20 protein-coding genes are annotated in these 21,069 nt (G+C 73.0%); 1 reads left to right on the top strand and 19 read right to left on the bottom strand.

The genetic code is table 11. The features are described from left to right. The 8 genes from B085_RS44665 to B085_RS0133550 form a co-directional block, all read right to left on the bottom strand. A partial coding sequence (locus B085_RS44665; protein WP_234018720.1) for an ABC transporter substrate-binding protein occupies window positions 1-413 on the bottom strand: 413 nt, incomplete at its 3' end. Window positions 414-1,030: 617 nt separating this feature from the next. After that, window positions 1,031-3,985 carry a M14 family metallopeptidase gene (locus B085_RS0133520; RefSeq protein ID WP_202471012.1) on the bottom strand — a complete coding sequence of 985 codons (2,955 nt, stop codon included), beginning with the start codon at window positions 3,983-3,985 and terminating at the stop codon, window positions 1,031-1,033. A gap of 235 nt (window positions 3,986-4,220) precedes the next feature. Beyond that, entirely contained in the window at window positions 4,221-4,895 is a 675-nt protein-coding gene (locus B085_RS44670; protein WP_018562978.1) for a TetR family transcriptional regulator, read from the bottom strand. Further along, window positions 4,892-5,833 carry a hypothetical protein gene (locus B085_RS0133530; RefSeq protein ID WP_018562979.1) on the bottom strand — a complete coding sequence of 314 codons (942 nt, stop codon included), beginning with the start codon at window positions 5,831-5,833 and terminating at the stop codon, window positions 4,892-4,894. The genes B085_RS44670 and B085_RS0133530 overlap by 4 nt, the downstream gene beginning before the upstream one ends. Further along, window positions 5,830-6,318: a hypothetical protein gene (locus B085_RS0133535; protein ID WP_018562980.1), complete on the bottom strand. Its 489-nt coding sequence runs from the start codon at window positions 6,316-6,318 to the stop codon at window positions 5,830-5,832. The genes B085_RS0133530 and B085_RS0133535 overlap by 4 nt, the downstream gene beginning before the upstream one ends. A 3-nt stretch (window positions 6,319-6,321) precedes the next feature. Beyond that, window positions 6,322-7,551 carry a macrolide family glycosyltransferase gene (locus B085_RS0133540; protein ID WP_018562981.1) on the bottom strand — a complete coding sequence of 410 codons (1,230 nt, stop codon included), beginning with the start codon at window positions 7,549-7,551 and terminating at the stop codon, window positions 6,322-6,324. Then, entirely contained in the window at window positions 7,548-8,603 is a 1,056-nt protein-coding gene (locus tag B085_RS0133545) for a patatin-like phospholipase family protein (RefSeq protein WP_078620191.1), read from the bottom strand. Before B085_RS0133545 ends, B085_RS0133540 begins: the two co-directional genes overlap by 4 nt. A gap of 226 nt (window positions 8,604-8,829) precedes the next feature. Next, entirely contained in the window at window positions 8,830-9,315 is a 486-nt protein-coding gene (locus tag B085_RS0133550) for a MarR family winged helix-turn-helix transcriptional regulator (protein ID WP_018562983.1), read from the bottom strand. A gap of 151 nt (window positions 9,316-9,466) precedes the next feature. Here B085_RS0133550 and B085_RS44675 point away from each other — a divergent pair, with 151 nt between their 5' ends. Then, a complete protein-coding gene (locus B085_RS44675; protein ID WP_018562984.1) occupies window positions 9,467-9,973 on the top strand; it encodes a signal peptidase II in 507 nt (168 codons plus the stop codon). Window positions 9,974-10,024: 51 nt separating this feature from the next. On the opposite strand, the gene B085_RS50245 is transcribed toward B085_RS44675, so the two are convergent. The 11 genes from B085_RS50245 to B085_RS44695 form a co-directional block, all read right to left on the bottom strand. Next, window positions 10,025-10,333, bottom strand: coding sequence for a winged helix-turn-helix transcriptional regulator (locus B085_RS50245; RefSeq protein WP_018562985.1), 309 nt, complete (start codon window positions 10,331-10,333; stop codon window positions 10,025-10,027). Continuing rightward, window positions 10,330-10,593 (bottom strand): hypothetical protein, encoded by a 264-nt coding sequence (locus B085_RS50250; RefSeq protein ID WP_051102231.1) that lies wholly within the window; start codon window positions 10,591-10,593, stop codon window positions 10,330-10,332. Before B085_RS50250 ends, B085_RS50245 begins: the two co-directional genes overlap by 4 nt. Next, window positions 10,571-11,803: a phytoene desaturase family protein gene (locus tag B085_RS44680; RefSeq protein ID WP_051102232.1), complete on the bottom strand. Its 1,233-nt coding sequence runs from the start codon at window positions 11,801-11,803 to the stop codon at window positions 10,571-10,573. The genes B085_RS50250 and B085_RS44680 overlap by 23 nt, the downstream gene beginning before the upstream one ends. A gap of 46 nt (window positions 11,804-11,849) precedes the next feature. Beyond that, a complete protein-coding gene (locus B085_RS0133570) occupies window positions 11,850-14,156 on the bottom strand; it encodes a PP2C family protein-serine/threonine phosphatase (RefSeq protein ID WP_202471013.1) in 2,307 nt (768 codons plus the stop codon). 53 nt (window positions 14,157-14,209) lie between these two features. Continuing rightward, window positions 14,210-14,740, bottom strand: a complete 531-nt coding sequence (locus B085_RS44685; protein WP_018562987.1) for a hypothetical protein — start codon at window positions 14,738-14,740, stop codon at window positions 14,210-14,212. 261 nt (window positions 14,741-15,001) lie between these two features. Next, a complete protein-coding gene (locus B085_RS0133580; protein WP_018562988.1) occupies window positions 15,002-15,427 on the bottom strand; it encodes an OsmC family peroxiredoxin in 426 nt (141 codons plus the stop codon). Window positions 15,428-15,647: 220 nt separating this feature from the next. Next, window positions 15,648-16,370 (bottom strand): hypothetical protein, encoded by a 723-nt coding sequence (locus B085_RS0133585; protein WP_018562989.1) that lies wholly within the window; start codon window positions 16,368-16,370, stop codon window positions 15,648-15,650. 152 nt (window positions 16,371-16,522) lie between these two features. Next, window positions 16,523-17,272 (bottom strand): hypothetical protein, encoded by a 750-nt coding sequence (locus B085_RS0133590; RefSeq protein WP_018562990.1) that lies wholly within the window; start codon window positions 17,270-17,272, stop codon window positions 16,523-16,525. Between the two features lie 239 nt (window positions 17,273-17,511). Next, a complete protein-coding gene (locus B085_RS44690) occupies window positions 17,512-17,826 on the bottom strand; it encodes a cupin domain-containing protein (protein WP_078620194.1) in 315 nt (104 codons plus the stop codon). Window positions 17,827-17,939: 113 nt separating this feature from the next. Beyond that, complete coding sequence (locus B085_RS0133600) at window positions 17,940-20,114, bottom strand: SpoIIE family protein phosphatase (RefSeq protein ID WP_018562992.1); 2,175 nt, start codon at window positions 20,112-20,114, stop codon at window positions 17,940-17,942. A gap of 53 nt (window positions 20,115-20,167) precedes the next feature. Then, window positions 20,168-20,932, bottom strand: coding sequence for a hypothetical protein (locus B085_RS44695; protein ID WP_420706635.1), 765 nt, complete (start codon window positions 20,930-20,932; stop codon window positions 20,168-20,170). Window positions 20,933-21,069 lie beyond the last annotated feature (137 nt).

Raw genomic sequence — 21,069 nt, forward strand, 5'->3', positions numbered from 1 at the left:
AGGACCGCCGGACCGTTCTCGTCGTTGATCTTGATGGTGCGCTCGAAGGAGAACTTCACGTCCTCCGAGGTGAGCGCCTCACCGTTGCTGAACTTCAGGCCCCCGCGCAGCGTGCAGTCGAAGGTCTTGCTGGCCTCGTCGGTGAACTTGCAGCTCTCCGCGGCCTCGGGCTCGGGCTTCGTGGCGCCCTTGGGGAAACTGAGCAGCGACTGGAAGACGTTGTTGAACACGATCCAGGAGCCGACATCGTAACCGGCGGCCGGATCGACCGCGGTCACCTTGTCCGTGATGCCCATCGTGACGGACTTCCCGGTGGCCCCGCCGTCCGACCCTCCCGTACCACAGCCGGCGACCACGACCGCCGTCACCGTCGCGGAGAGCGGGAGCGCCAGTCGTTGGACTCGATTCCTCACAAGACTTCCTCACTACTTTGCGGTAACCTGTACAGGCTCACGCGTATACAGTTGCTCATTCCCGATTCGCGTCAGACGGCCCCTTATCCTGCCAGGTGTCACCCTGCCGCCCGGAACCGGGGTGACGTGACCTGCCTGAAGGGCCGCTCATGTCGGCGTCTTCAGATCACGCCGCACCGCATCGCGGCGGCCCCGACACCCAAAGCCCTGAACCTAGCCGTCCTTGCGTGAATGCCGCATTGCCGCGCAGTGGATTCACTGTGAATGAATCGGAAATCGAGGCACCCGGCGTCGACGCGTGCGCCGAACTCCCGCCCCCTTCAGCGCTCGGCGGCCCCCCGCCGGAAGCCGGACGCGCGGCCGCGGCTCCACCCGGCTCGCGATGCGGCCCATCGAAGCGCATCCGGTGTGACGGAGCGTGAGCCGGCACCCGGGACGGCGCTCGTCTTCGGCCGCTCGCGACGGATGCGCGGCGGATGGGCGGCGGATCTGCTGTGGCGGAGGGCGCGGAACGCGAGAGGCGGCCCGCACCCGCGGAGGGTACGGGCCGCCCGGCCCGTCGATCGCCGTGCCGTGTGCGTGCCGCCCTGCTCAGAGGCGGACGGCACGCACGGGCGTCAGCGGCGGAGTGCCTTGAGCGCCTGGCGGACCAGGCTCACCCGGTCGGCCGCCGAGGGGACGTGCTCGAGGCCGAAGCCCAGCAGCACCGTGTCGTCCGTGACGACCGCCCCCTGCGTCAGCGGGCCGGTGCGCGCCCAGTCCCGCTGGACGGGAGGGCTGCCCGCGGGCGGACCGGCGACGCTCCAGGGCCCGAGGGAGGTTTCGAAGCCCTCGGTCTCGGTGACCGCGCCGCCGATGACCAGGGAGGTGTCGTCGGCCTGGAGGCCCTGGCCGCCGGAGCTCGGGTCGGTGATGTAGCTGAGCGAGACCTCGACCCTCTTGCCCGCGTAGGCGCTCAGGTCGAAGTTCACCTGCCGCCAGCCCCCGGAGGATCCCGTGAAGCCGTTCCAGGCGCCCGAGGTGCCGGTGGCCTGGCAGCCCGCCCCACCCGGGGTCAGGTAGTGCGTGAGCCACGGGTGCTCGGCGACGTAGAATCCGGCCTCGCACTCGGCGGGCACCTGGGTGCTGGTGGCACCGCCCTTGTCGGGGAGGGTGGTCCAGTCGTCGGCGCCGACGGTGTGGATCTCCAGGATCGCGTTGTCGTAGCCGGGCTCGGTGTCCCACAGGAACTGCGAGCGGAGCGTCGGCGCGTCGGCCGCGCTGACCCCGCTCAGGTCGATCGTCCGGGTGAGACGGTTGTAGGCGTCGTCGGTGTGGACGGCGGTGGCCATGTAGGAACCCGCGTAGGGCGCGTCCGAGGCGACGGAACCGGAGTACCGGCCGGCGCCCTTGCTCGCGAACTGCGGATACGCGGCGGTGTCGAGCCAGTCGGACGTCACCCGGTAGGTCCCCGCCGCGTCCAGCGGGTTGCCGGTGGCGCCGGTGAGCGGACCGTTGAAGGCGGCCAGCGCGCCCGTTCCGGCGAAGCCGGTGGCCCCGCTGGTCGACGTGCGCGAGTAGGCGCCCAGGTAGTACTGGCTGAAGTCGTTGGACGGGGTACCGTCCGCGAGGGCCACGTTGCCGCCCGCCCGTTCGCCCGCCTCGATCAGCTTGCCGCCCTCGTTGAGGTAGGCGCGCAGTTCGAGCTGGGTGGGGTTGCCCGGCAGGGCCGCGCCCGTGTAGTGCACGACGGTGCGGAAGTGCCCGAGGACCGCGAGCGCGTCGGGTGCGCCCTGCGTGGCGACGTCCCATACGGCCGCGCGGTGGCCGTTGGCCTTCAGCGCGTCGACGTACGCCTTGGTCTGGGTGGCGGCTGCGCCTTCCTCGGCGACGACGAGGGTGTCCGCCGAGGGGCGGTCGGCCACGGTGTAGGTGAAGTGGTCGCTGGAGACCTTCTTGCCGTTCTTGGTCCGGCCGGTGAACCACACCTCGACCTTGTCGCCGACGTCGCCGTCGCGGACCGTCGCGCGGTACTCGTCGAAGTAGAGGTTGTCCTCGCCGCCGAAGGTCTCGCCGCCCCGCCAGGAGCGCAGCGACTCGTCCTTGGTGCGGCCCCCGTTGACGCGGTAGTTGAGCTCCTTGTCGCGCAGCGACTTACGCGCGACGACCGAGACCCCCTGGTCACGGCCGCGCGCGTAGGAGGTGGTGAAGGGCGCCGGGGTGAAGTCCGCGGCGTTCAGGCCCACGGAGGAGGTGGGGAGGTCGGGGTGGGCCGCCGACTCCGCCACGGAGAGCGCGAAGGGGATGTTCTTCTCGAACTCCTGCTGGATCAGCTTCTCGTCGTCGGGGAAGTTGAACCCCGACCGGCAGTCGGAGGCCACCCACTGGTCGTCCGGGTCGATGTCGGACGCCGTCTGGCAGGTCGACATCTCGGGAGTGAACATCGCCAGGCCGTTGACGTTGGACGCGTGGCCGTCCGCCTCGCCGTTGGTGGTGTACAGCTCCGACGAGACCTGCGGGTGGTAGCCGGGGATCGCCGAGTTGTCCGGCGTACCGGCCAGTGCCCTGTACAGGACGTCGTCGGGGGTGTCCGTGGCCACCTGCCAGCCGACTCCGTAGAGCAGCAGCTGGGCGGCGGAGTGGTAGTTGATGCCGTAGGTGAAGTCGATGCGCTTCTGGAAGGCGTCCAGCGCCCGCGTCTCGGGCTCGGAGTTCGGGCCCGCGCCGCGGTACGTCTCGCTGGCGGGGTTGGGCGAGGAACCCTCGTTGTCGTAGCCCCACTTGTAGGCGAAGTTGCGGTTGAGGTCGACGCCGTCGCCCGCGGTGATGACGCCGTCGCCGTTGTTGTCGCGCAGGTTCTTGCGCCACAGGCGGGTGTCGTCGTCCTGGAAGGTGAAGTCGTAGCCGTCCGGGTTCGCCGATATCAGGAACCACAGTTCGGTGGAGTCCACGAGCTTCTTGATCCGCTTGTCGGTGCGGTAGTTGTCCAGGTAGTGGTGCATGAGCCGGCGGGTCATCTCCGGCGTGATCCACTCACGTGCGTGCTGGTTGGACATGTACAGCACGGAGGGTTTCGAGCCGTCCCTGGACTTCGCGGCGTCCTTGGTGAGCTTGAGGGCGAGAATGTCCTGCCCGCGTGTCGTCCTGCCGATCGAGACGACCTTGGTGAGCCCGGGGTTGGCGCGGTGGGTGGCGAGGATCTCCTCCTTGATGCCGCCCTTGCCGCTGTACGGGCGGAACACCTTGTCGGCCGCGTTCTGCACGCGTGCCTCGGCCTTGGCCCCGAGCGTCCGCTCCGTGAGCTCTACGCCCTTCTTCTCCAGGTCCTCCGCCTGCCTGCCGGTGAGGTAGACCTCGACCGTGGCCGTACCCTGCGCCGGTGGCCGCTCGCTCAGCTCGTGCGCGTCCTGGCCGGCCTGGAGCAGCAGCGGGATCTGACTGCGGGTCACTTCTGCGCGGTACACCTTGACGGTGTCCGACTCGGTGGCGGCCGTTCCCGCGTCGCGGGCCTGGGCCATGGGTGCCACCGTCGCACTGCACAGGATGAGGGCGCCGACCGCGGCGATCGTTAAGGATCTGGTTCTCACGAGCATCCCTTCACGTCGTTCCAGGACAGAGGCGCCAATCCCATAAGAAGTCGGGTCGCCAGTCAAGGTCCGGGGAAAAAGACGCCTCAGGGGGCCGGTGCGTCGTCGGATGGTCATTCCCCGTACGGGCGACGGGGAATTCGGCCGCCATTGCCCGAAAGCCGGGACGTGGGGCCGGGAGAATTCCGGTATCACGGTGAACGCGGCTTGTGATGGGCCGGGCGTACGTATCGGTAGCCTGCTAATGACAGGAATGCGCCGTTCCGTATTCACGATGTCCCGGCGCCTCCTCGTTTCCGGGTCCGGGGGCCTCGACGGCGAGGGCGAGCAGTTCCGTCAGCTTCTCGAAGTCCGCTGAGGCCAGGGGCTCGACGGGGAAGACGTAGCGCAGCATGACGAGGCCGTTCAGGTGCGCGCGGACCAGGGACGCGGACATCGGCGACGGCGTCGCCTCGTCGCGGGCGAGCCGCTCCAGGCACGAGGCGAGGGCCGCGTCGACGCGCGCGTGGAGCGTCGCGGCGATCGGCCCGTCCGACGTGCCGGTCCGGTAGACGGCGACCAGCGCCGGGCGGGTCGACTCGTCCTCCCAGACGGTGAGCAGTGTGCGGGCGAGCCGCCGCCCCCGGTTCGTGGCACCGGCTTCCGCCTCGTCGGCCGCGGGGCCGTCGAAGAGGGTGGACAGGTCGACGCGGGAGGACACCGCGTCCCGGAAGAGGGTGTCCTTGTCGCCGTAGAAGTAGTGGATCAACGCGGGGTCCACGTCCGCCTGCCGGGCGATCTCCCGCAGTGTGGTGCCCGAGTGGCCCTTGGCGGCGAAGAGTTCGAGCGCGGCGGTGAGAATGCGGTCCTTCCTGACGCACTTCCCGGGAGCGTCGCCCGCGCCGTCGCCCCGGGACCGCCGAGGGGATGGCCTCATGTCAGGCGGCACGGCGCCGGCCTTTCCGGGCTGCGGTGGTGGGCGCGGATGAGTGCGATCACGGTGTCCGCGGTGCGGTCGACGTACCTGCGGCCGTCGGGCGTGTGGGCGGTGCGGCTGATGTAGCTGGCCGGACCGACGTGCGTGGCCGGATCGAGCGGGTGCACGGTGATCTTGCCGGCGCTGCGGGCACGGTTCCAGCCGCTGCGGCCGAGCAGCGGCCATCGCCGGGGGAAGATCCAGGTGCCGAGCCGTTCGATGCGGTCACCGGCACTGGTGAGCCGGTGCACGTGCTCGGCGTGGGTGAGGTCGTTGGCGCCGTTGTGGAATCCGCCCAGCGTGATCAGCAGGAGGGGCGCGTGCAGCCGGGCGTGCAGTTCGTCGACCGCGCCGGTGGCGACCTGGGCGCCGCCGCTGTAGCTCAGCAGCACCACGGGGGTTCCGCTGTCGGGGCGGTAGCCGGCCAGCAGCAGCTGGGTGGCGATCTGGCGGCCGACGGCCCGGTTGTAGAGGGGGCGGTAGCGGCGGTCGGCCGCGACGAAGATCTGCATGACGTTGTGCAGGAACAGCAGCAGCCCGATACGGCGGCGCAGCCACGCCCAGACCGGCCGTTCGGCCAGCGGGTCGGCGAGGGGCGAGTAGGGCTGGACCTGGCTGAGTACCCGCAGTTCGGGGGCCCTGGCGAGGATGGCCGTGACCAGTTGGCCTCCGTCGCGGGTGTCGCGGACGCGGCGTTTGCCGATGCCGTCCAGGTAGACGAGGTAGGCGTCGGGGGGGTTGTCGGGTGCCGCGCCGCGGGCGTACGGCGTGCCCGCCGGGAGTTCGGTGACGGGGACGCGCCAGCGCGCACCGTAGGCCAGCACCTCGTAGCGGGCCAGCAGCGCTTCGGCGATCAGGGCCGGTCCGACGGCGAACGCCCAGAGAAGGTACCCGTTCATGCCGTCGCCTCCCGTGGTTCTGTCGCGCTGATCCTGATGACCAGACGTCGTACCGCCTCGACCGCGAGGCCGAGTCCGGCTCCCGCGACGGCCACGCAGCCGGCCGCGTCCCACCAGCCGATGCCGGTGGCCGCGGCGAGCGGGCCGGCCAGACCGGCCCCGACCCCTACGAAGAGCACGAGGTGGAGGAAAGGTCCGAGCCAGGGGAACGCGAGGATGCCGGCGAGCATCAGCGGGGCCGCCGGCTCCGCCGTCCACACCGGTCCGGCGCCCCGAGCCGGAGCGGACAGGGCCAGTTCGGCCAGGGTCGCCGCGGTGAGCGGCCACAGCGCGAAGACGGCGCTCTCGACGAGGCCGCCGCCCAGCAGCGATCCCGCCACGAGGCTGCGCGGCATGCCGGGTCGGCGCACGGCCAGGGGCACGATGCGCCCGGCGGCCTCGGACACCCCGGCGAGCCCGAGCACGATCATGACGGCGATGGACATGGCTCAGCCCCGCCTCGGAGCGGGGGCGCAGACCCGTGCCCGGTCGGCGGGGCGGGTCGCACCCAGGTACGTTTCGAGTTCGCCCGCCGCGCGCCGGGATCCGCCGGCTTCGCGCTGGGCGGTCCGCAGGCGGGCCGCGGCCGCCCGGAACCCCGGACCCTTGAGCAGGCGCGCGGCGAGGCCGCGCACCGCCTCCTCGGTGATGTCCCGGGTGGGGATGGCGAGTCCGGCGCCGAGTTCCTCGACGCGACGGGCCACCATCGGCTGGTCGGCGCCTTGGGGGACGACGAGCATCGGCACCCCGGCGTACAGGGCCTCGTTGACGCTGTTCATACCTCCATGGGTGACGAAGAGCGATGCGTGGGCGAGGACTTCGGGCTGCGGGACGAACCGGCGGACGAGCACGTTGGGCGGCAGCGGGCCCAGCGCGGCGGGGTCGGTGCGTCCGGTGGAGACGACGGCGGTGCCGGCCAGCCCGGCCAGGGCGGTGGCGAGGGTGCGCAGCAGTCGCGCGTCGGCGTTGAACACCGTGCCCAGCGAGGCGTACACCACGGGGTCCCGCAGCAGCCGGTCGACAGGGAACGAGGGGTCTGCCGGGCGGGCGCCGATGCTCGGGCCGACGAACCGGTAGGAGGCGTCGAACCGGTCGGCCTTGGGCTGGAAGGCCCGCGAGGTGAAGACGAGGTTGAGCGGCTGGCGGATGTTGCCCAGGTCGGCCAGGGGCAGTCCGTGGGTGTCGTAGCGGCGGCGCAGGTCCCAGCGCGACCGCAGATAGCCCCGGACGCTGTCGGGCCGCGCCGCCGCGGCGCTCAGCAGGTCCCAGGAGCCGCGGGTCGGGCTCGGCACGAGCCGGTTGAACGCGAACGTGGTGAACGACGAGGCGGCGGGCACGCCGAGTTCATGGGCCGCGACCGCGCCCCACAGGCAGGCGTTGTCGTGGACGATGAGGTCCGGCCGGACGTGGCGCAGGTCGGTGAGGACGGCGGGCAGCAGGCCGACGGCGCTGTCGGCCAGCCCCTTGAGCAGGGTGACCGGTGTCGGCGGATCGGGCAAAGGCTGCTCGCCGCCGGGGTAGAGGTACACCTCCGCGCCCGCGGCCTCGATCTCCTCACGGAAGGCGGCCGAGATGTGGTAGGTGACGCGGTGGCCGCGCCGGACGAGTTCGGCGACCACCGGCAGGGTCGGGTTGACCCGGCCGTGCATGGCGATGTTGAGGAAGGCGATGGTGCTCACAGGAGGCCCCCTGACACGGAGGATGCCGCCCCGGCCGGGGCCGGCGAAGGGGCGTCGGTTCGGTACAGGCCCGGCCCGCCGACGCGCAGCGTGTCGAGGAAACCCCCCGCCGTGCGGTGCGCGGTGCTGATCAGGCGCTGGGAATGGCCGAAGTCCCAGGGCGCGGGCCAGGCGTCGATGCCGGTCGGCAGTACGACGGTCGGGACGTGCCTGGACACCTCGTCCAGATCGCGTTCGATCTGGTGGCGCATCAGGAGCACCCCGGCCCTGGCGGCGACCGCGCCGGCCCCGCGGCGCCGGTCGGTCCGGTCGGGCAGTGCGCCCTCGGGACCGGTCGACAGCGCCACGACGCCGGCCGCGCCGGCCTGGAGGGCCGCCAGCACCGGAAGGTAGGCGATCACGCCGCCGTCGACGAGCGTCCTGTCCTCGCGCTCGACCGGGGGCAGGATTCCGGGGACCGCCGCACTGGCCAGCAGGGCGGACTCCAGGTCGCCGCGGTCGAGCAGCGCCGGGGCGCCGGTGTCCAGGTCCATGGCGACCGCCGTGAACGGGATGGGCAGTTCCTCGATCCGGGACGGCAGCCCGGACCGCTCGATCAGCCGGCGCAGGCCGCGGTCGGCGAAGACGCCGGCCCGTGAGGCCGGATAGCCGAGCGGGTACACCTCACGGCGGCGCAGGCCGGTCCACACGCGGTCCAGCCAGGCCGCCGAACCGTCGGGATGGGCGGCCGCGATCGCCCCCAGAAGGGCACCCACCGAGGTGCCGATGATCATGTCGGGGACGAACCCGCGCTCTTCCAGCGCGTACCCCGCACCGACGTGCGCCGCCCCGAGCACGCCACCCGCGCCCACCACCGCGGCCACGGGGCGGGGAAGGGCGTCCAGGGAAGCCGATACCGGCCGCCCCGGCGTGCGGTCGCAGGGCCGGGAAAGTGCCAGGTCGCCGACCGCGGCGGTCAGGGGCCGCCCACGGCCGCGCCCACCCGCCGCGGCGCTCCCGCGGAAGTCCAGGCGTGGCAATGGCACCGGTATCCGGCCACAAGCAATCCTCATGATCCACCTCCTTCACCGCGGCACCTCTTCGGATCGGTGTCGCGGCCCGACGACCTCCCACCCCGTCCATCTTCGTTACACCAGCGACAGTATCATTTAATACCATCTCGCGTGCGACTTTCCTTGGGCATGGAACGGGGTACGACCCGCTCTCCGGCGCGGAACACGACGAAAAAGCCGCGCGGCCGGGGCGCCACGCGGCTGGGGGATCTTTTCTGCGGCGCGCCTACGCCTCGCCGCCCGAGGGGTGGGCGAACCGGGTCAGCAGCTCGGTCAGCAGCTCGGACTCACCGGGGCCCAGATCGGCGACGAGCCGCTCGGCCAGGGGCTCCGCCGCCACATGGGCCGCGTCGAACAGCTCCAGGCCCGCGGGCGTGATCTCCACCGCCCGCACCCGCCGGTCTCCCGGCACGGCCCTGCGGACGGCGAGGCCCTTGCGCTCCAGGTCGTCCACGATCCGCATGACGCCCGCCTTGTCCGACCCCGTCGCCGCGGCCAGGTCCCGCTGCACCGTGGGACCACGGTCGACCAGCACCATCAGCACGGCGAAGTGCCGTATCTCGATGCCGAGCGGCCGGAGCGCCTCCACCATCACCGCACCCGCGCGCCAGTGCGCCCGGCGCAGCAGCAGGCCCAGGGCGAACGGCGAGGTGTCCCCGGGGCGGTCGGTCGCACGCGAGGCGCTGGCTCCGCGAGGGGTGTCGGCAGTCATGGACGCACATTAGCAGCCATCCATCCGTTCGAGACCATATCAAGTGAAACCAAATCCCGCCCCCGCCCCACCGCCTCGCTCCGGGCGCCCACCTCTCCGCCCGGAGCTGCGCGTACGCTCGGTGCGGGCACCAGCGATCAGGAGGTGGGCGGTGCGGCGGGCGTATCTGCTGTGGACGGTTGCGGCGGCCGGATTCGCCGTGGACCAGATCACGAAGGCGATCGCCGCGGTGGTCGTCGAGGGCCACGAACCCAGGCACGCCCTGGGCGGCGCGGTGACCTTCACCGCCTTCCGGAACTCCGGCGCGGCGGGCTCCTTCGCTCCCCGCGCGACCCTGCTGTTCACACTGGTGGCGATCGTCGCACTGGTGGCCATCGCGCGGGTCGCGGGGTCCATACGCTCCACGGGCTGGGCGGTCGGTCTCGGACTGATCTCCGCGGGCGCCGGCGGAAACCTCGCCGACCGCGTCTTCCGCACCCCGGGGTTGGGCCGGGGGGCCGTGCTGGACTTCATCCAGATCGGCGATTCCGGGATCTTCAACCTCGCCGATCAGTGCATCACGGCCGGTGCCGCGATCGTCCTCATCCAGAGCTTCCGCGGTGTCCCCCTGCGCGCCGCCGTCGCGAGCGGCGTCGGGAATCAGGCGCTGGAGCGGTAGGGCGGCGCTCACGCCGCGGGCCGGGGCGCGCACCCCGGGAGCCGCGTGGCGTCACGCCGCCGGCTCGATCTCCCCGCCGGACGGGGCGGCCCCGTCGGCCTCGCCGCCCTCGCCCTCCGCCGGCAGCCACGACTCGGCCCATGTCGAGATCTCCCGGACGACCTCCTCCAGGGCGCGGCCCTTGGCGGTGAGGCGGTACTCGATGGTCACCGGGGTGGTCGGAAGCACGTGGCGTTCGACGACGCCTTCCTGCTCGAAGCGCTTGAGGCGGTCCGACAGCAGCTTGTCGGTGATGTCGGGGATGGCGTCGCTGATCTGCCGGAAGTGCGTCGCGCCCCGGAGCAGCTCGCGCAGGATCACCCCTGCCCACCGGCGGCCGACCCGCGGTGTGGCAGGCCCATCATGTGTTCGCCGCCGCCGTCCGCGCCGCCCACCAGGTTGGGATCGGCCGCCTCCAGGTCCCGCGGGGTGTACGAGGTGACCTGGGCGATGCGTTCCCGGCTGCCGGGCGCGAACCGCTCCAGCTTGGCCAGCACCCGGTCGGTCATCGCGTCGGCCACCTCGGGCCAGTGGGTCCGCTCGATCGCGCCCGCCGCGTCACCGCGGATGCGGGTGGGCATCGTACGGACCTGGATCCACACGACGTGCCGACCCGCGGGGGCCCGGGTCGGGTCGACCGCGGAGGTCTGCCCGACGATCAGCAGCGAGTCGGCGGGCAGCAGCCCCGCCTGGGACTCGGTGTAGGTCCGCGCCAGGTCGTCGACGTACGGCGCCACATGGACGTACCCGAAGCCGGACAACTCCTCTCCCGCCGCCCAGGGGCAGGGGGCCGTCGAGCGCGAGGTGCACCATCAGCGTGCCCGGGCCGTAGAGGAAGCGGTCCGCCCCGCGCCGCACCCGCGCGGGAACCAGCTCCGGCTCCAGCAGGTGCCGGTACAGCACGCCCGGAGCGGTGTTCGCGATCACCGCGCGCCGCGCCCTCAGCGTGCCGCCGTCCGCGGTGCGCACGCCGACGGCACGCCCGTCACGGCACAGCACACGGTCGACGCCGGCGCCGGTGCGGACCTCGCCGCCGTGTTCGGCGAGCACCGCCACGAGCGCCTGCGGCAGCCTTTGTGCGCCGCCCTCGACGACGGCCATGCCGTTCTCCATGTCCGCGAACAGTTGCAGGAAGGGGAACATCGCCCCGCCGGACACGTCCGGTGCGAAGTCCAGGTGCATGCCCCAGCAGGCCGCCATCGCCTGCGCCTCGCGTGTGGCGAACCAGGCCTCGCCCAGTTCACGGGTGCTCATGAGCAGCGTGTGCGCGAGGTCGCCCGCGCCGCGTACGCCGTGGTGCCGCAGCAGGCCCAGGACCTCGCGCGCCGCCGACGGGGACGGCAGCGCGGACCCGTAGAGCGCGAACAGATGCGGTGCGAACCGCTGGTACTCGCGGTACAGGCCGGCGAAACCCTCGGCGTCCCCGGGGTCGTGTGCCGCCAGTTCCTCCATCGTGCGTGCGTGGTCGCCGTACACGCGGATGCCGCGGCCGCCGGGGAACACATTGGCGTAGGGGCGGTCGGTGGTGCGGAACCGCAGCCCGTGGCGGGCCAGTTCGGCGCCGAAGTCGGCGTAGGCCCGGGAGCCGGGGAAGAGGTTCTGGTTGGTGGAGTACAGGTCGTGCACGAACCCGGGCAGGGTCACCTCGCCGCCGGCGATGGCGCCGCCCACGGCGGCGTTGCGCTCCAGCACGGCCACCGACCACCCTGCCCGCGCCAGGTACAGGGCCGCCACCAGTCCGCTGTGGCCGCCGCCGACCACGACCGCGTCGTAGGTGTCCGCGTCCGTCATCGCACTGTCCTCCCCGCGCCGCGGGTCCTCCCGTGTCCACGAAGGATCATGGTCCTCTCCCTCGTCGTCCTTCGTCCGCCGGTGGGGCGCCCCCGGGGCCGCTCGGGCGGGCGATCAGCAGGGCCGTGTCGTCGGTACCGGGGGCGGTCCGCAGGGCGTGTTCGAGGAGGCTGTCCGCGACGGCGTCCACTCCCAGATCGGCCGTCGCCACCAGGTGCCGCACGAGGTCGCCCGCGGCGGACTCCGCGTCGACTCCGGGCGACTCCACGAGGCCGTCCGTGTACAGCGCCAGCAACGTGCCCGGGGGCAGCGGGATCTCGGTGGTCGGGTAGTCGCCGTCAGGTGCGATGCCCAGCAGCAGTCCCGGCGTCAAACCGAGGATCCCCGCGCTCCCGTCGGGCCGCCGGATCAGGGGCGGGGGGTGCCCGGCGGTGGCCAGGCGGGCGATGTGCCGCTCCAGGTCGATGTGGGCGAACAGGCAGCTGGTGAACAGGCCGGGGTCCAGATCGGAGAGCAGTCGGTTGGTCCGGGCCAGCACGTCGCCGGGTGCGGAGTGGGCGGTGGCGTGGGCGTGCACGGCGATGCGCACCTGCCCCATGAGGGCGGCGGCCTGCAGATTGTGGCCCTGCACGTCGCCGATGGTGACGGCCGCGCACCGGGGACCGCAGTGGATGAGGTCGTAGAAGTCGCCGCCGATCTCGCTCCCGTGGCCGGCCGGCAGGTAGCGCGCCGCGACCTCGAGACCGGGGATCCGCGGCAGTTCCTTGGGCAGCAGGCCGGTCTGCAGCGTGCGGGCGAGCTGGTGCTTGGTGTCGTAGAGGTGGGCGCGGTCCAGCGCCTGCGCGATGAGCCCGGCCAGGGCGATCAGGACGTTCCGCTCAGCCTGCGGGAAGGGACGGGACCGGTCGTAGGACAGGACCAGCAGTCCGACGGGGCGGCCCGAGGTGATCAGCGGGAGGAAGGCCCACGCGTCCCGGTTCCGGAAGCGGAGGGCCTGCGGGTAGGCGCGGTGCAGATCGGCGAAGCTGGTGAAGAACAGCGGGGTGCCCCGGCTCAGGGCGCGGGCGGTCACGATGGAGGAGGTCAGGGGCGTTCCGTCGACCTTGGCCATGAACTCGTCGCTGTAGCCGCGGTGGCCGACGACGCGCAGCCGGCCGCCCTCGGCGGTGAGCACGACCAGGCCCTGGGCCTCGAACGCCGGGACCAGCTGGTCGGCGACCTGGTCGACCACGTCCTGCACGCCGACCGCCTCGGTGAGCGTCGCGGCCAGGTACATCAACTGGTACATCGCCGAGGCGCCGACCGGGCCGCGGGCGCCCGGGGGAAGCGCCGGCCCGTCAGCGGCCTGCTCGGGCTCACCCGCCGCCGGGGTCACGGTGACGCTGACCCCCGAGGCTCCGGGGACGAGGCGGAAGGACAGCCACTGGTCAGGGGGGCGCAGGGCGGTGAACGAGGTGCTCTGCTTGCTGATGACGGCGGCGCGGTACGCGTCCTCGAACGCCGGGTCGTCGACCCACAGCAGCCGTTCCCAGGGCAGTGAGCCCAGCAGGTCCGCGGCACCGGCGCCGAGCAGGTCGGCGGCCGCGGCGTTGAGGAACCTGACCCGGCCCTCCAGGTCGAGCGAGCAGCACCCGGTCGGCAGCCGTTCCGCGAAGTCGTACGCCGCCAGCGCCTCGGCCCGCCCCGGCTCACGGCGGCGCACCGCCCGCAGGACGAGGGGGTCGGCGCCGGCCACGACGGGCTGGCCCCGGTCCGAGTAGTGCCGCAGGAGCCGCCCCGCCCTGCCGCAGAAGATCCCGATGGCGTCCCGCTCGCCGGGGCTCAGTACCGGGGGGTGCCAGACCGGCCACAGCAGGCACACCGCCCCCCACGCCTCGCCGCCGTCCATGATCGGAGCCGCCGCGAGCATGATCTCGTAGGGGGCCACCAGCGCGACCCGGGGGAATCGCTCGGCCAGTTCCCGGGAATTGCCCACCCAGACCAGCGACTCTTCCCGCACGGCCTGCGCCACCGGCGCAGCGTCGTCGAGCGCGATCCGCGCCCAGGGGGCGGCGATCCGCCGGGAGGTACCGGACAGCGCCACCACGTCCAGCGCACGCGCCTCCGGCGCGAGCACATAGAGCATGCCCACCGCGGTGTCGGTGTTCCGGACGAGGCGTTCGAACAGGCCGGCGACACGCCGCATGCCGCCCGTTCTCTGCGTCACGTCATGCCGCGTCACCGCGTTCGCCTTCGTCGCCTTGGTGCCGGGACTCGTGGGCCGGACAACGGCGGCAGCGTGCGCGCCGAGCCGTCCGCCGGTGCCGCTGAGCCTCGCGGCCACCACACCGCTCTGGTCCCATAACCGGACCATACGCCCCAGGGGGCGCTACGGCATCCACAGGCGCCGACTACCCCGGGCGACCGTCACCGGCCGTGATCGCCGCAGGTCAGAGCGGGCACGGCGGAGGGACCGGGAATGCCGGGATCAGCGCCCGGGAGGGGCGGCCTGGCGGTGCCGTGGATGCTCCGGGTGCCCGAGGCGTAGGCGCCGCGGCCCATGAAGGGGATCAGGAGGCGGACGGAGCGCGGGGCGCCGGTCGGCGGGCCCCTGGCGGCGCGGGGTCCCCCCTCGTGGGGCGGCATGCCGGACAGCAGTGCGAGCGCCTTCGTGTCGTGGCCTGCGAAGGTGTGCCCGGCGAGCCCGGCCCACTCCGCCGCGGTGACGTGCCGCGCGCCGAGGGGCGGGACCTCCTTCTCCTCCACCCCGTGATGCCGGACCGCCCATAGGGTCAACCGCTCGATCGCCGCCGCCAGTTCACCGCCGGGCCGGGCTGTCGAACGCCAGTCGACGAGGTACCGGAGGAACTCCGAGCGCGCGCCTTCGATGGCCCGGTGCTGCTCCTGCGTCACCGGGACGACGGCGGCGGCGGTGTGACCGCCGCGTGCGGTGAGCAACGGCCACAGCAGCAGGTCCTGTCCCCGGTGGTGCCGCTGCAGGAGATAGCACCCAGCGCGACGTGGTCGGGGACGACGGCCACGCGCCGGACGTCGCCCGGCTTGCACACCGCGTACGGCCTTGGGGAGCACGGGCACGTCAGCACGTCAGCACGTCGGCCATCGGCCGGTCGGCTGCCGGGTGCACGGGATCCTGTGGTTGGCGGTGCCGGGTGCCGCGCCGGGAGGCAGGGGCGCGGCACCCGTCGTCATGCAGACCGGTCAGACGAACTTGGCCGTCAGCGTGATGCCCGTGCCCGCGAGGGCCTGGCTGACCGGGCAGTTCTCCTTGGCGTCCGCGGCCGCCGCGGCGAACGCGTCCTCGTCCAGGCCCGCCACGGTGCCCTCGACGGTGAGGTGCACGCCGGTAATGCCCACGCCCGGCTCGAAGGTGACGTCCGCCGAGGTGACCAGCTTCGTGGGCGGCGTGCCCGCACCGGTCAGGCCGTGCGAGAGGGCCATGGAGAAGCAGCTGGAGTGGGCCGCGGCGATCAGTTCCTCGGGGCTGGTCCTGCCCTTTGCGTCCTCGGCGCGCGAGGGCCACGACACCGGCTGCCGGCCGATGCCGGAGGAGTCGAAGGTGACGGTGCCCTTGCCGCCGAGCAGGTCGCCGTCCCAGACGGTGTGCGCGCTACGCGTGGTTGCCACGATGAACCTTTCAGGGGCGACTCGATCATGTTCCGCGTCGCCGACGCTCTCAGAGCGGGCGCCCCCGGGCCATCGGGAGAACTCCGCATCTTCCGGCGGGGCCCGCGGCCTCGCGCATGGGCAGAAGTACCGAGGCGGGGCGGTGGGCGCCGGCCCCGCGCGCGCCGGGACGACACGCGCACGGGTCCGGCCCTTCACCGGTGTCGCGTGCCGCCGGCCGTCATATGCCCTCGGTGACGACGTCCATGTCGGCGCTGAAGATGACGACCTTCTCGATCAGGTCGCCCTCGCACTGGAGTATCTCCGAACCCGATGCCGACTTGCCGCCGGGGAAACCGAAGTTCCAGGCCCAGTGGATGAATTCGCGGTTCTGGGAGTGGCTGACGACGAGGCCGCTCGACGGCGGGGCCTGGCGCTGCACGACGGTGATGTAGTCGTTCAGGGCGTCCCGTCCCACGAATACGTGGTCGGGCTCCATGAACGTGATGTTCTCGGTGTAGATGCCCTCCATCGCTCTGGCGCGCGCGACCGGGTCCGGGGTCATCCAGACCTCCAGATGCCGGGCGATGAGCACCCGGGCCCGGTCCGACCCGTCGGTGAGCGTCAGGTGGAGGCGGGAGATCCGCCCGTCCGGGTCAAGGGTGGCGGAGACCTGGCCGCTGCCGGAGCAGCCGTTGCCCTGGAGGTCCAGTCCTGCCTGGCTCCACGTGCCGGTGAGGGAGCCGTCCGCCGCGGCGGAGGACGTCCAATGGTGCTCGGACTCCTTCCAGCCGGCGGCCTGCGTCCGGTGGAGGTCCACGGCCAGATCCCGGCCCCGGACCATGTCGCCGCTGTGCATCAGCACCACGTCCTCGGCGAGGATGTCGCGAAGGCCGTCCAGGTGCGAGTCACCGCCGTCGGCGGAGTCCACGATCTCGAAATAGCGGTCGAGTATCGTCGTCACGCTTGCATTCCATTCTGTCTGCGCTTGTGAACGGGCGCCTCTGCTGCTTGAGATGGCGCCCGGGGGCGAGAGCGCGTGGTCGCGATCACGTTCCCGTCAGGGAGACGACGCGGCCGCCGCCGAAGTGACAGAACGGACGTACGGGATCCCGCTCAGGATTCGGGCGTGAGGACGCCGGTCGCGTGAGCGCGCTGGTTCCAGCGGCGCAGCTTCTCCGGATTGAGCACGGCCCAGACCTGTGCCGCCCGCCGGTCGATGACGTCGAGGCTGATGACCGCGGCCACGATGTGGTCGCACCGCACCACGAGTCCGGTACGGCTGTTCACGGACTGGGCGGTCAGCGTGGTGCGCGGGTGCGGGCCGAGCAGCGTCAGCAGGCTCCGCGCGACCTGCTCGCCGCCGTGCACCGACCGCAGCGTCGTGCGGACCTTGCCGCCGCCGTCGAAGACGGCCATGGCGTCGGGGGACAGCGCGGACGACAGGGACGCCGCGTCGCCCACCGCGCAGGCCTCCCCGACGGCGCGGACGACCGCGTCGTGCTCCGGGGTGGGCGAGGGCGAGCGCGAAACACCGGAGCGCTGCGCCAGGAGCCGGCCGAGCGCGACGGCGGTGAGCTCGTGGTCGTACCCCGTCACCGGAAGGCCGGGCCCGGCGGCGCCCTCCCGGCCGGACGTGGCCGGGAGGCCCCTGCAGATGTCGCCGGCGGTCGCCGACAGCCAGGCACGGGGCGACTCGATCCGCGCACGCTCCGCGCCGGACAGCGCGTACCACCGGCGGTAGGTCTCGTCGATCACGCTTTCCGCGTCGCGCAGGCCGTCCGACATCCGGTGGGCGACATCGAGCAGATGCCGGCGCTCGTCGAGCAGCTCCGCGATCGGCACCGCGTCAGTGGCAACGTCCATGCGGCATCCTCCCTCTCGTACGAGACCACACAACGCGGCCGCACGCATCAACCTCGCCGAAGTTCGAGTGCGTGTGGGGGTGGTCCGCGCCGCGGGTGTCCTGTGTCCTTCCGGGGCTCGCCAGGGAGACGAGGCGGCCCGCGCGGATGTGACCCGCCCGGGCGTCCCGGACATCGAGGATCCGGTGCGGACCGGTCACGCATCACCCGGCGTCGACCGGCCGTCGCGCACCGCCGCTGTCACACGTGGATGACGTCGCCGCCCGGCTCCCGGAACGACTCGCCGGCCCTGACGACCCGCTCCGGTTCGCCCTCCAGCTCGAAGAGCATCTCGCCCTCGATGACGTAACCGAACGCGGGACCTGTGTGCCGGTGCGGCGGGATGCCCGTAAGCCCGGGCGGGTACTGCACGAGCAGGGTCATCGCCTGGGCGCGGTCGGGGAGGAAGGGCGGTTCCTGTTCCAGCAGCGTGGTGATGCACGACTGCCACGGGGCGGGCTCGGCGGCGGAGCGGGAGGGGCCCTGTTCCGGTTCGCCGGTGTCGTTGTCCGGCATGGTCACCGACCTCACATGGGAGAGACGCGCCGCGCACCTCGGCTGCTCGAAGCCCCCTCTCACGTCACTGCGCGGTCGGATGCGGCGCTCGGCCCGGGCCCGGGCCCCGTCCGCTACGCGGCGGCCACGAACCTGATGAGCAGCAGCGCGATGTCGTCCGTGCGCGGGGCCGTCCGGCGCGCGTGGTCGATCAGGTCCGCGGCGAGCCCGTCCATGGGCTGGGGACCGGTCCGGCCGAGGCGGGCGGCGAGCCCGGCCATGGCGTCGTCGAGGTCGACACCCGGGGTCTCGACGAGTCCGTCGGTGTACAGGGCGAGGACGGTGCCCGGCTCCAGGGGGATCTCCGTGGTGGGGTAGTCCGCCTCGGGGTCGATGCCGAGCAGCAGCCCCGGAGGCACGCGGAGGACCTCCGCGTGCCCGTCCGGGCCGCACAGCACCGGTGGCGGATGGCCCGCGGTGGCCAGGAGGGCCCGGCGCTGCCGGAGATCGAGCCGGGCGTACAGGCAGCTGACGAAACGCCCCGTGTCCAGGTCGACCATCTGCCGGTTGGCCTGCCGCAGCGCCTCCGCCGGTGCGGCCCCGGCCACGGCCTGGGAGCGGATGGCGGGCCTGATCCGGCCCATGAGCGCGGCCGCCCTGACATGGTGGCCCTGGACGTCTCCGATGACCGCGGCCGCGGTGGTGTCGTCGACCCGGACCAGGTCGTAGAAGTCGCCGCCGATGTCCATGCCCCGGACGCTGGGCAGGTAGCGGGCGGCGACGTCGAGTCCGGGGAGGTCCGGCAGCGAGTCGGGGAGCATCGCCGCCTGCAGGGCCTCCGCGAGTTCCTTGCTGGTGTCGTAGAGGCGGGCGCGTTCCAGCGCCTGGGCGATCAGCCCCGCGAGCGCGGTCAGCACGGTCCGCTGGTTGCCGGAGAAGTGGTGGGGCCGGTCGAAGGCCAGGACGCACAGGCCCACGGGCCGGCCCGAGGCGATCAGCGGGAGGTAGGCCCAGGCGTCCAGGCCCTCGCGGAAGGGGGCGCGCGGATAGGCTCCGAGCATCTCCTCGAAGGTGGCGAAGAAGGCCGGCACGCCCTCGGCGAGGGTCCCGAGCGCGGCCGCGGAGGTGAGCGGCGCCCCGGGGTACATCTCCGCGGGACAGGGGTTGTAGCCCCGGCAGCCGACGACCCTCAGGCCACCGTCGTCGGGAGAGAACAGGGCAAGGGCCAGGGTCCGGGCGCGAAAGGTCGGCAGCATCTCCTCCGCGACGAGGTCGACCACGTCGCCCACCCCGACGGCCTCCGAGAGCGCGGCGGCCAGATGCATCACCTGGTAGAGCTCCCCGAGGGCGATCGGCTCGCCCCGGGGCACCGTCGTCCCCGGGTGAACGGCCTTGAGCACACGGTCGCGACCGAGGGGGACGATGCGCACGCTCACCCCGGTGGAGTCGGGGTGGAGCTCGAACGCGAGCCAGCGGCCCGGCGGGACCCTCGCCGTGAAGGCCTCCGGCTTCCGGCTGACCACGGCGGCGCGGAAGCGGTCCTCGAAGGCCGGATCCGCCGACCAGGACAGGGCCTGCCAGGGGCGCTTGCCGAGGAGGCCGGGGACCGTCCCGCCCAGCAGGTCGGCCGCGGACTCGCTGAGGTAGGTGATCCTGCCCTCGAGGTCGAGGGTGCCGCTGCCGCCGGGCAGGCGTTCCGCGAACCGCGCCGCGGCCAGCGCCTGCGACGGTTCCCAGTCCGGGGCGGGCGGTTGGGACGCCGTCCGCGGGTGTGCCGCGGGGGTGATCGGGTGCCCCGCGTCCGCGGCGTCCCTCAGGAACCGGCCCAGACGGCGGCAGGCCGCGCCGACGCGCTCGTGGCTGGGTCCGGCGAGTTCGGCGTTGTCGCAGCAGGGCCAGAAGAGCAGAAGTGCTCCCCGGGGCGTGGAGTCGGCCAGGATCGGTGCCGCCGCCACGGCGAATTGGTACGGCATGGCGATCGCCGTGCCCGGGTAGCGACGGGCGAGTTCCTGGGGCTGGCTGAGCCACACGAGCCGTCTCTCGCGCACCGCGTCGGCCACCGGTACGCGGTTGGACAGGCCCACCCCGAACCACGGCGCGAGGAAGTCCGCCGGCATGCCCGTGGCCACTTCGAGCCGCAGTGCCTCGTCCTCGGGCGCCAGCAGGAACAGCGCGCCCGCGTGGGCCCCCGTCTCACGCGCGGCGAGGTCCAACAGCCGGTCCAGTTCCGCCCGGGACGCCGGCCCGGCGGCATGCGAGGGGGTGCTCGCACGCGCCCGGGCAGCGGCGTCGTCCGGTGATGCGCGCATGGTTCAACCGTACGTCCGGACCTGCCGGCCCCGCCCGGGAGCCGGCCGCGCGCTCAGCCGCCGACCCGGTACCGGCTGGTGATCGCGACGCGGTTGAAGGCGCTCATCAGTGTCGCCAGCCAGGCGACCGCCGAGACCTGGTCCGCGGAGAGCATGTCCGCCGCCGCTTCGTCGTCCGCGTCGCTCACGTGCCCGTCCGACACGCAGGCGATCGCCTCGGTCAGGCGCGGGGCGGCGCGGGCGGTGGCGGAGAAGTAGTCGGCCTCCTCCCACGCGGGCAGCACCGCGATGCGGTCGGGGTTCTCGCCCCCGCACCAGCCCGGCCAGGTCCCCGGCCTCGTACGCGGCGCGGAACGCGGCGAGCAGCCGCTCCCGCTCCGCCCGGGACGCCTGCGGTGCGGACCGCCTCGCCCCGGCCACCTTCCGCCGCGCCCGCGAGGCGAGCTGGCGGGCGGCCGGCCGGCCGGCCCCGAGGTGCCCAGCACGTCGGCGATCCGGCCGAACTCGACGCCGAAGACGTCGTGGAGGACGAAGGCCACCCGCTCCGGCGGGCTCAGTTCCTCCATGACCAGGAGCATCGCCGACCCGACGGACTCGTCGACGAGCACCGCCTCCGACGCGTCCGGTCCCGTCAGCAGCGGCGCGGGCAGCCAGGGACCCACATAGGTCTCCCTGCGGACGCGTGCGGACTTCAGGATGTCGTACGACCGCCGGGCGGCGACGGTGACCAGCCAGGCCCGGAGATCTCCTATGCCGCACAGATCCGCTCCGGCCGCCCGCAGCCACACGTCCTTGGCCACGTCCTCGGCATCGGCCACGCTCCCGAGCAGGCGCTACGCCACCCCGAAGACGGCGGGCCGGTGTGTCTCCCACTCGGCCTCGAGCACGTCGGGCTGCCCGGGCAATCGCGTGACACTCATGCGTACGCCGGAACCGCGGCGGGCGGGACGCGCGG

The sequence above is a fragment of the Streptomyces sp. BoleA5 genome, from assembly GCF_000373665.1.
GTDB lineage: Bacteria > Actinomycetota > Actinomycetes > Streptomycetales > Streptomycetaceae > Actinacidiphila.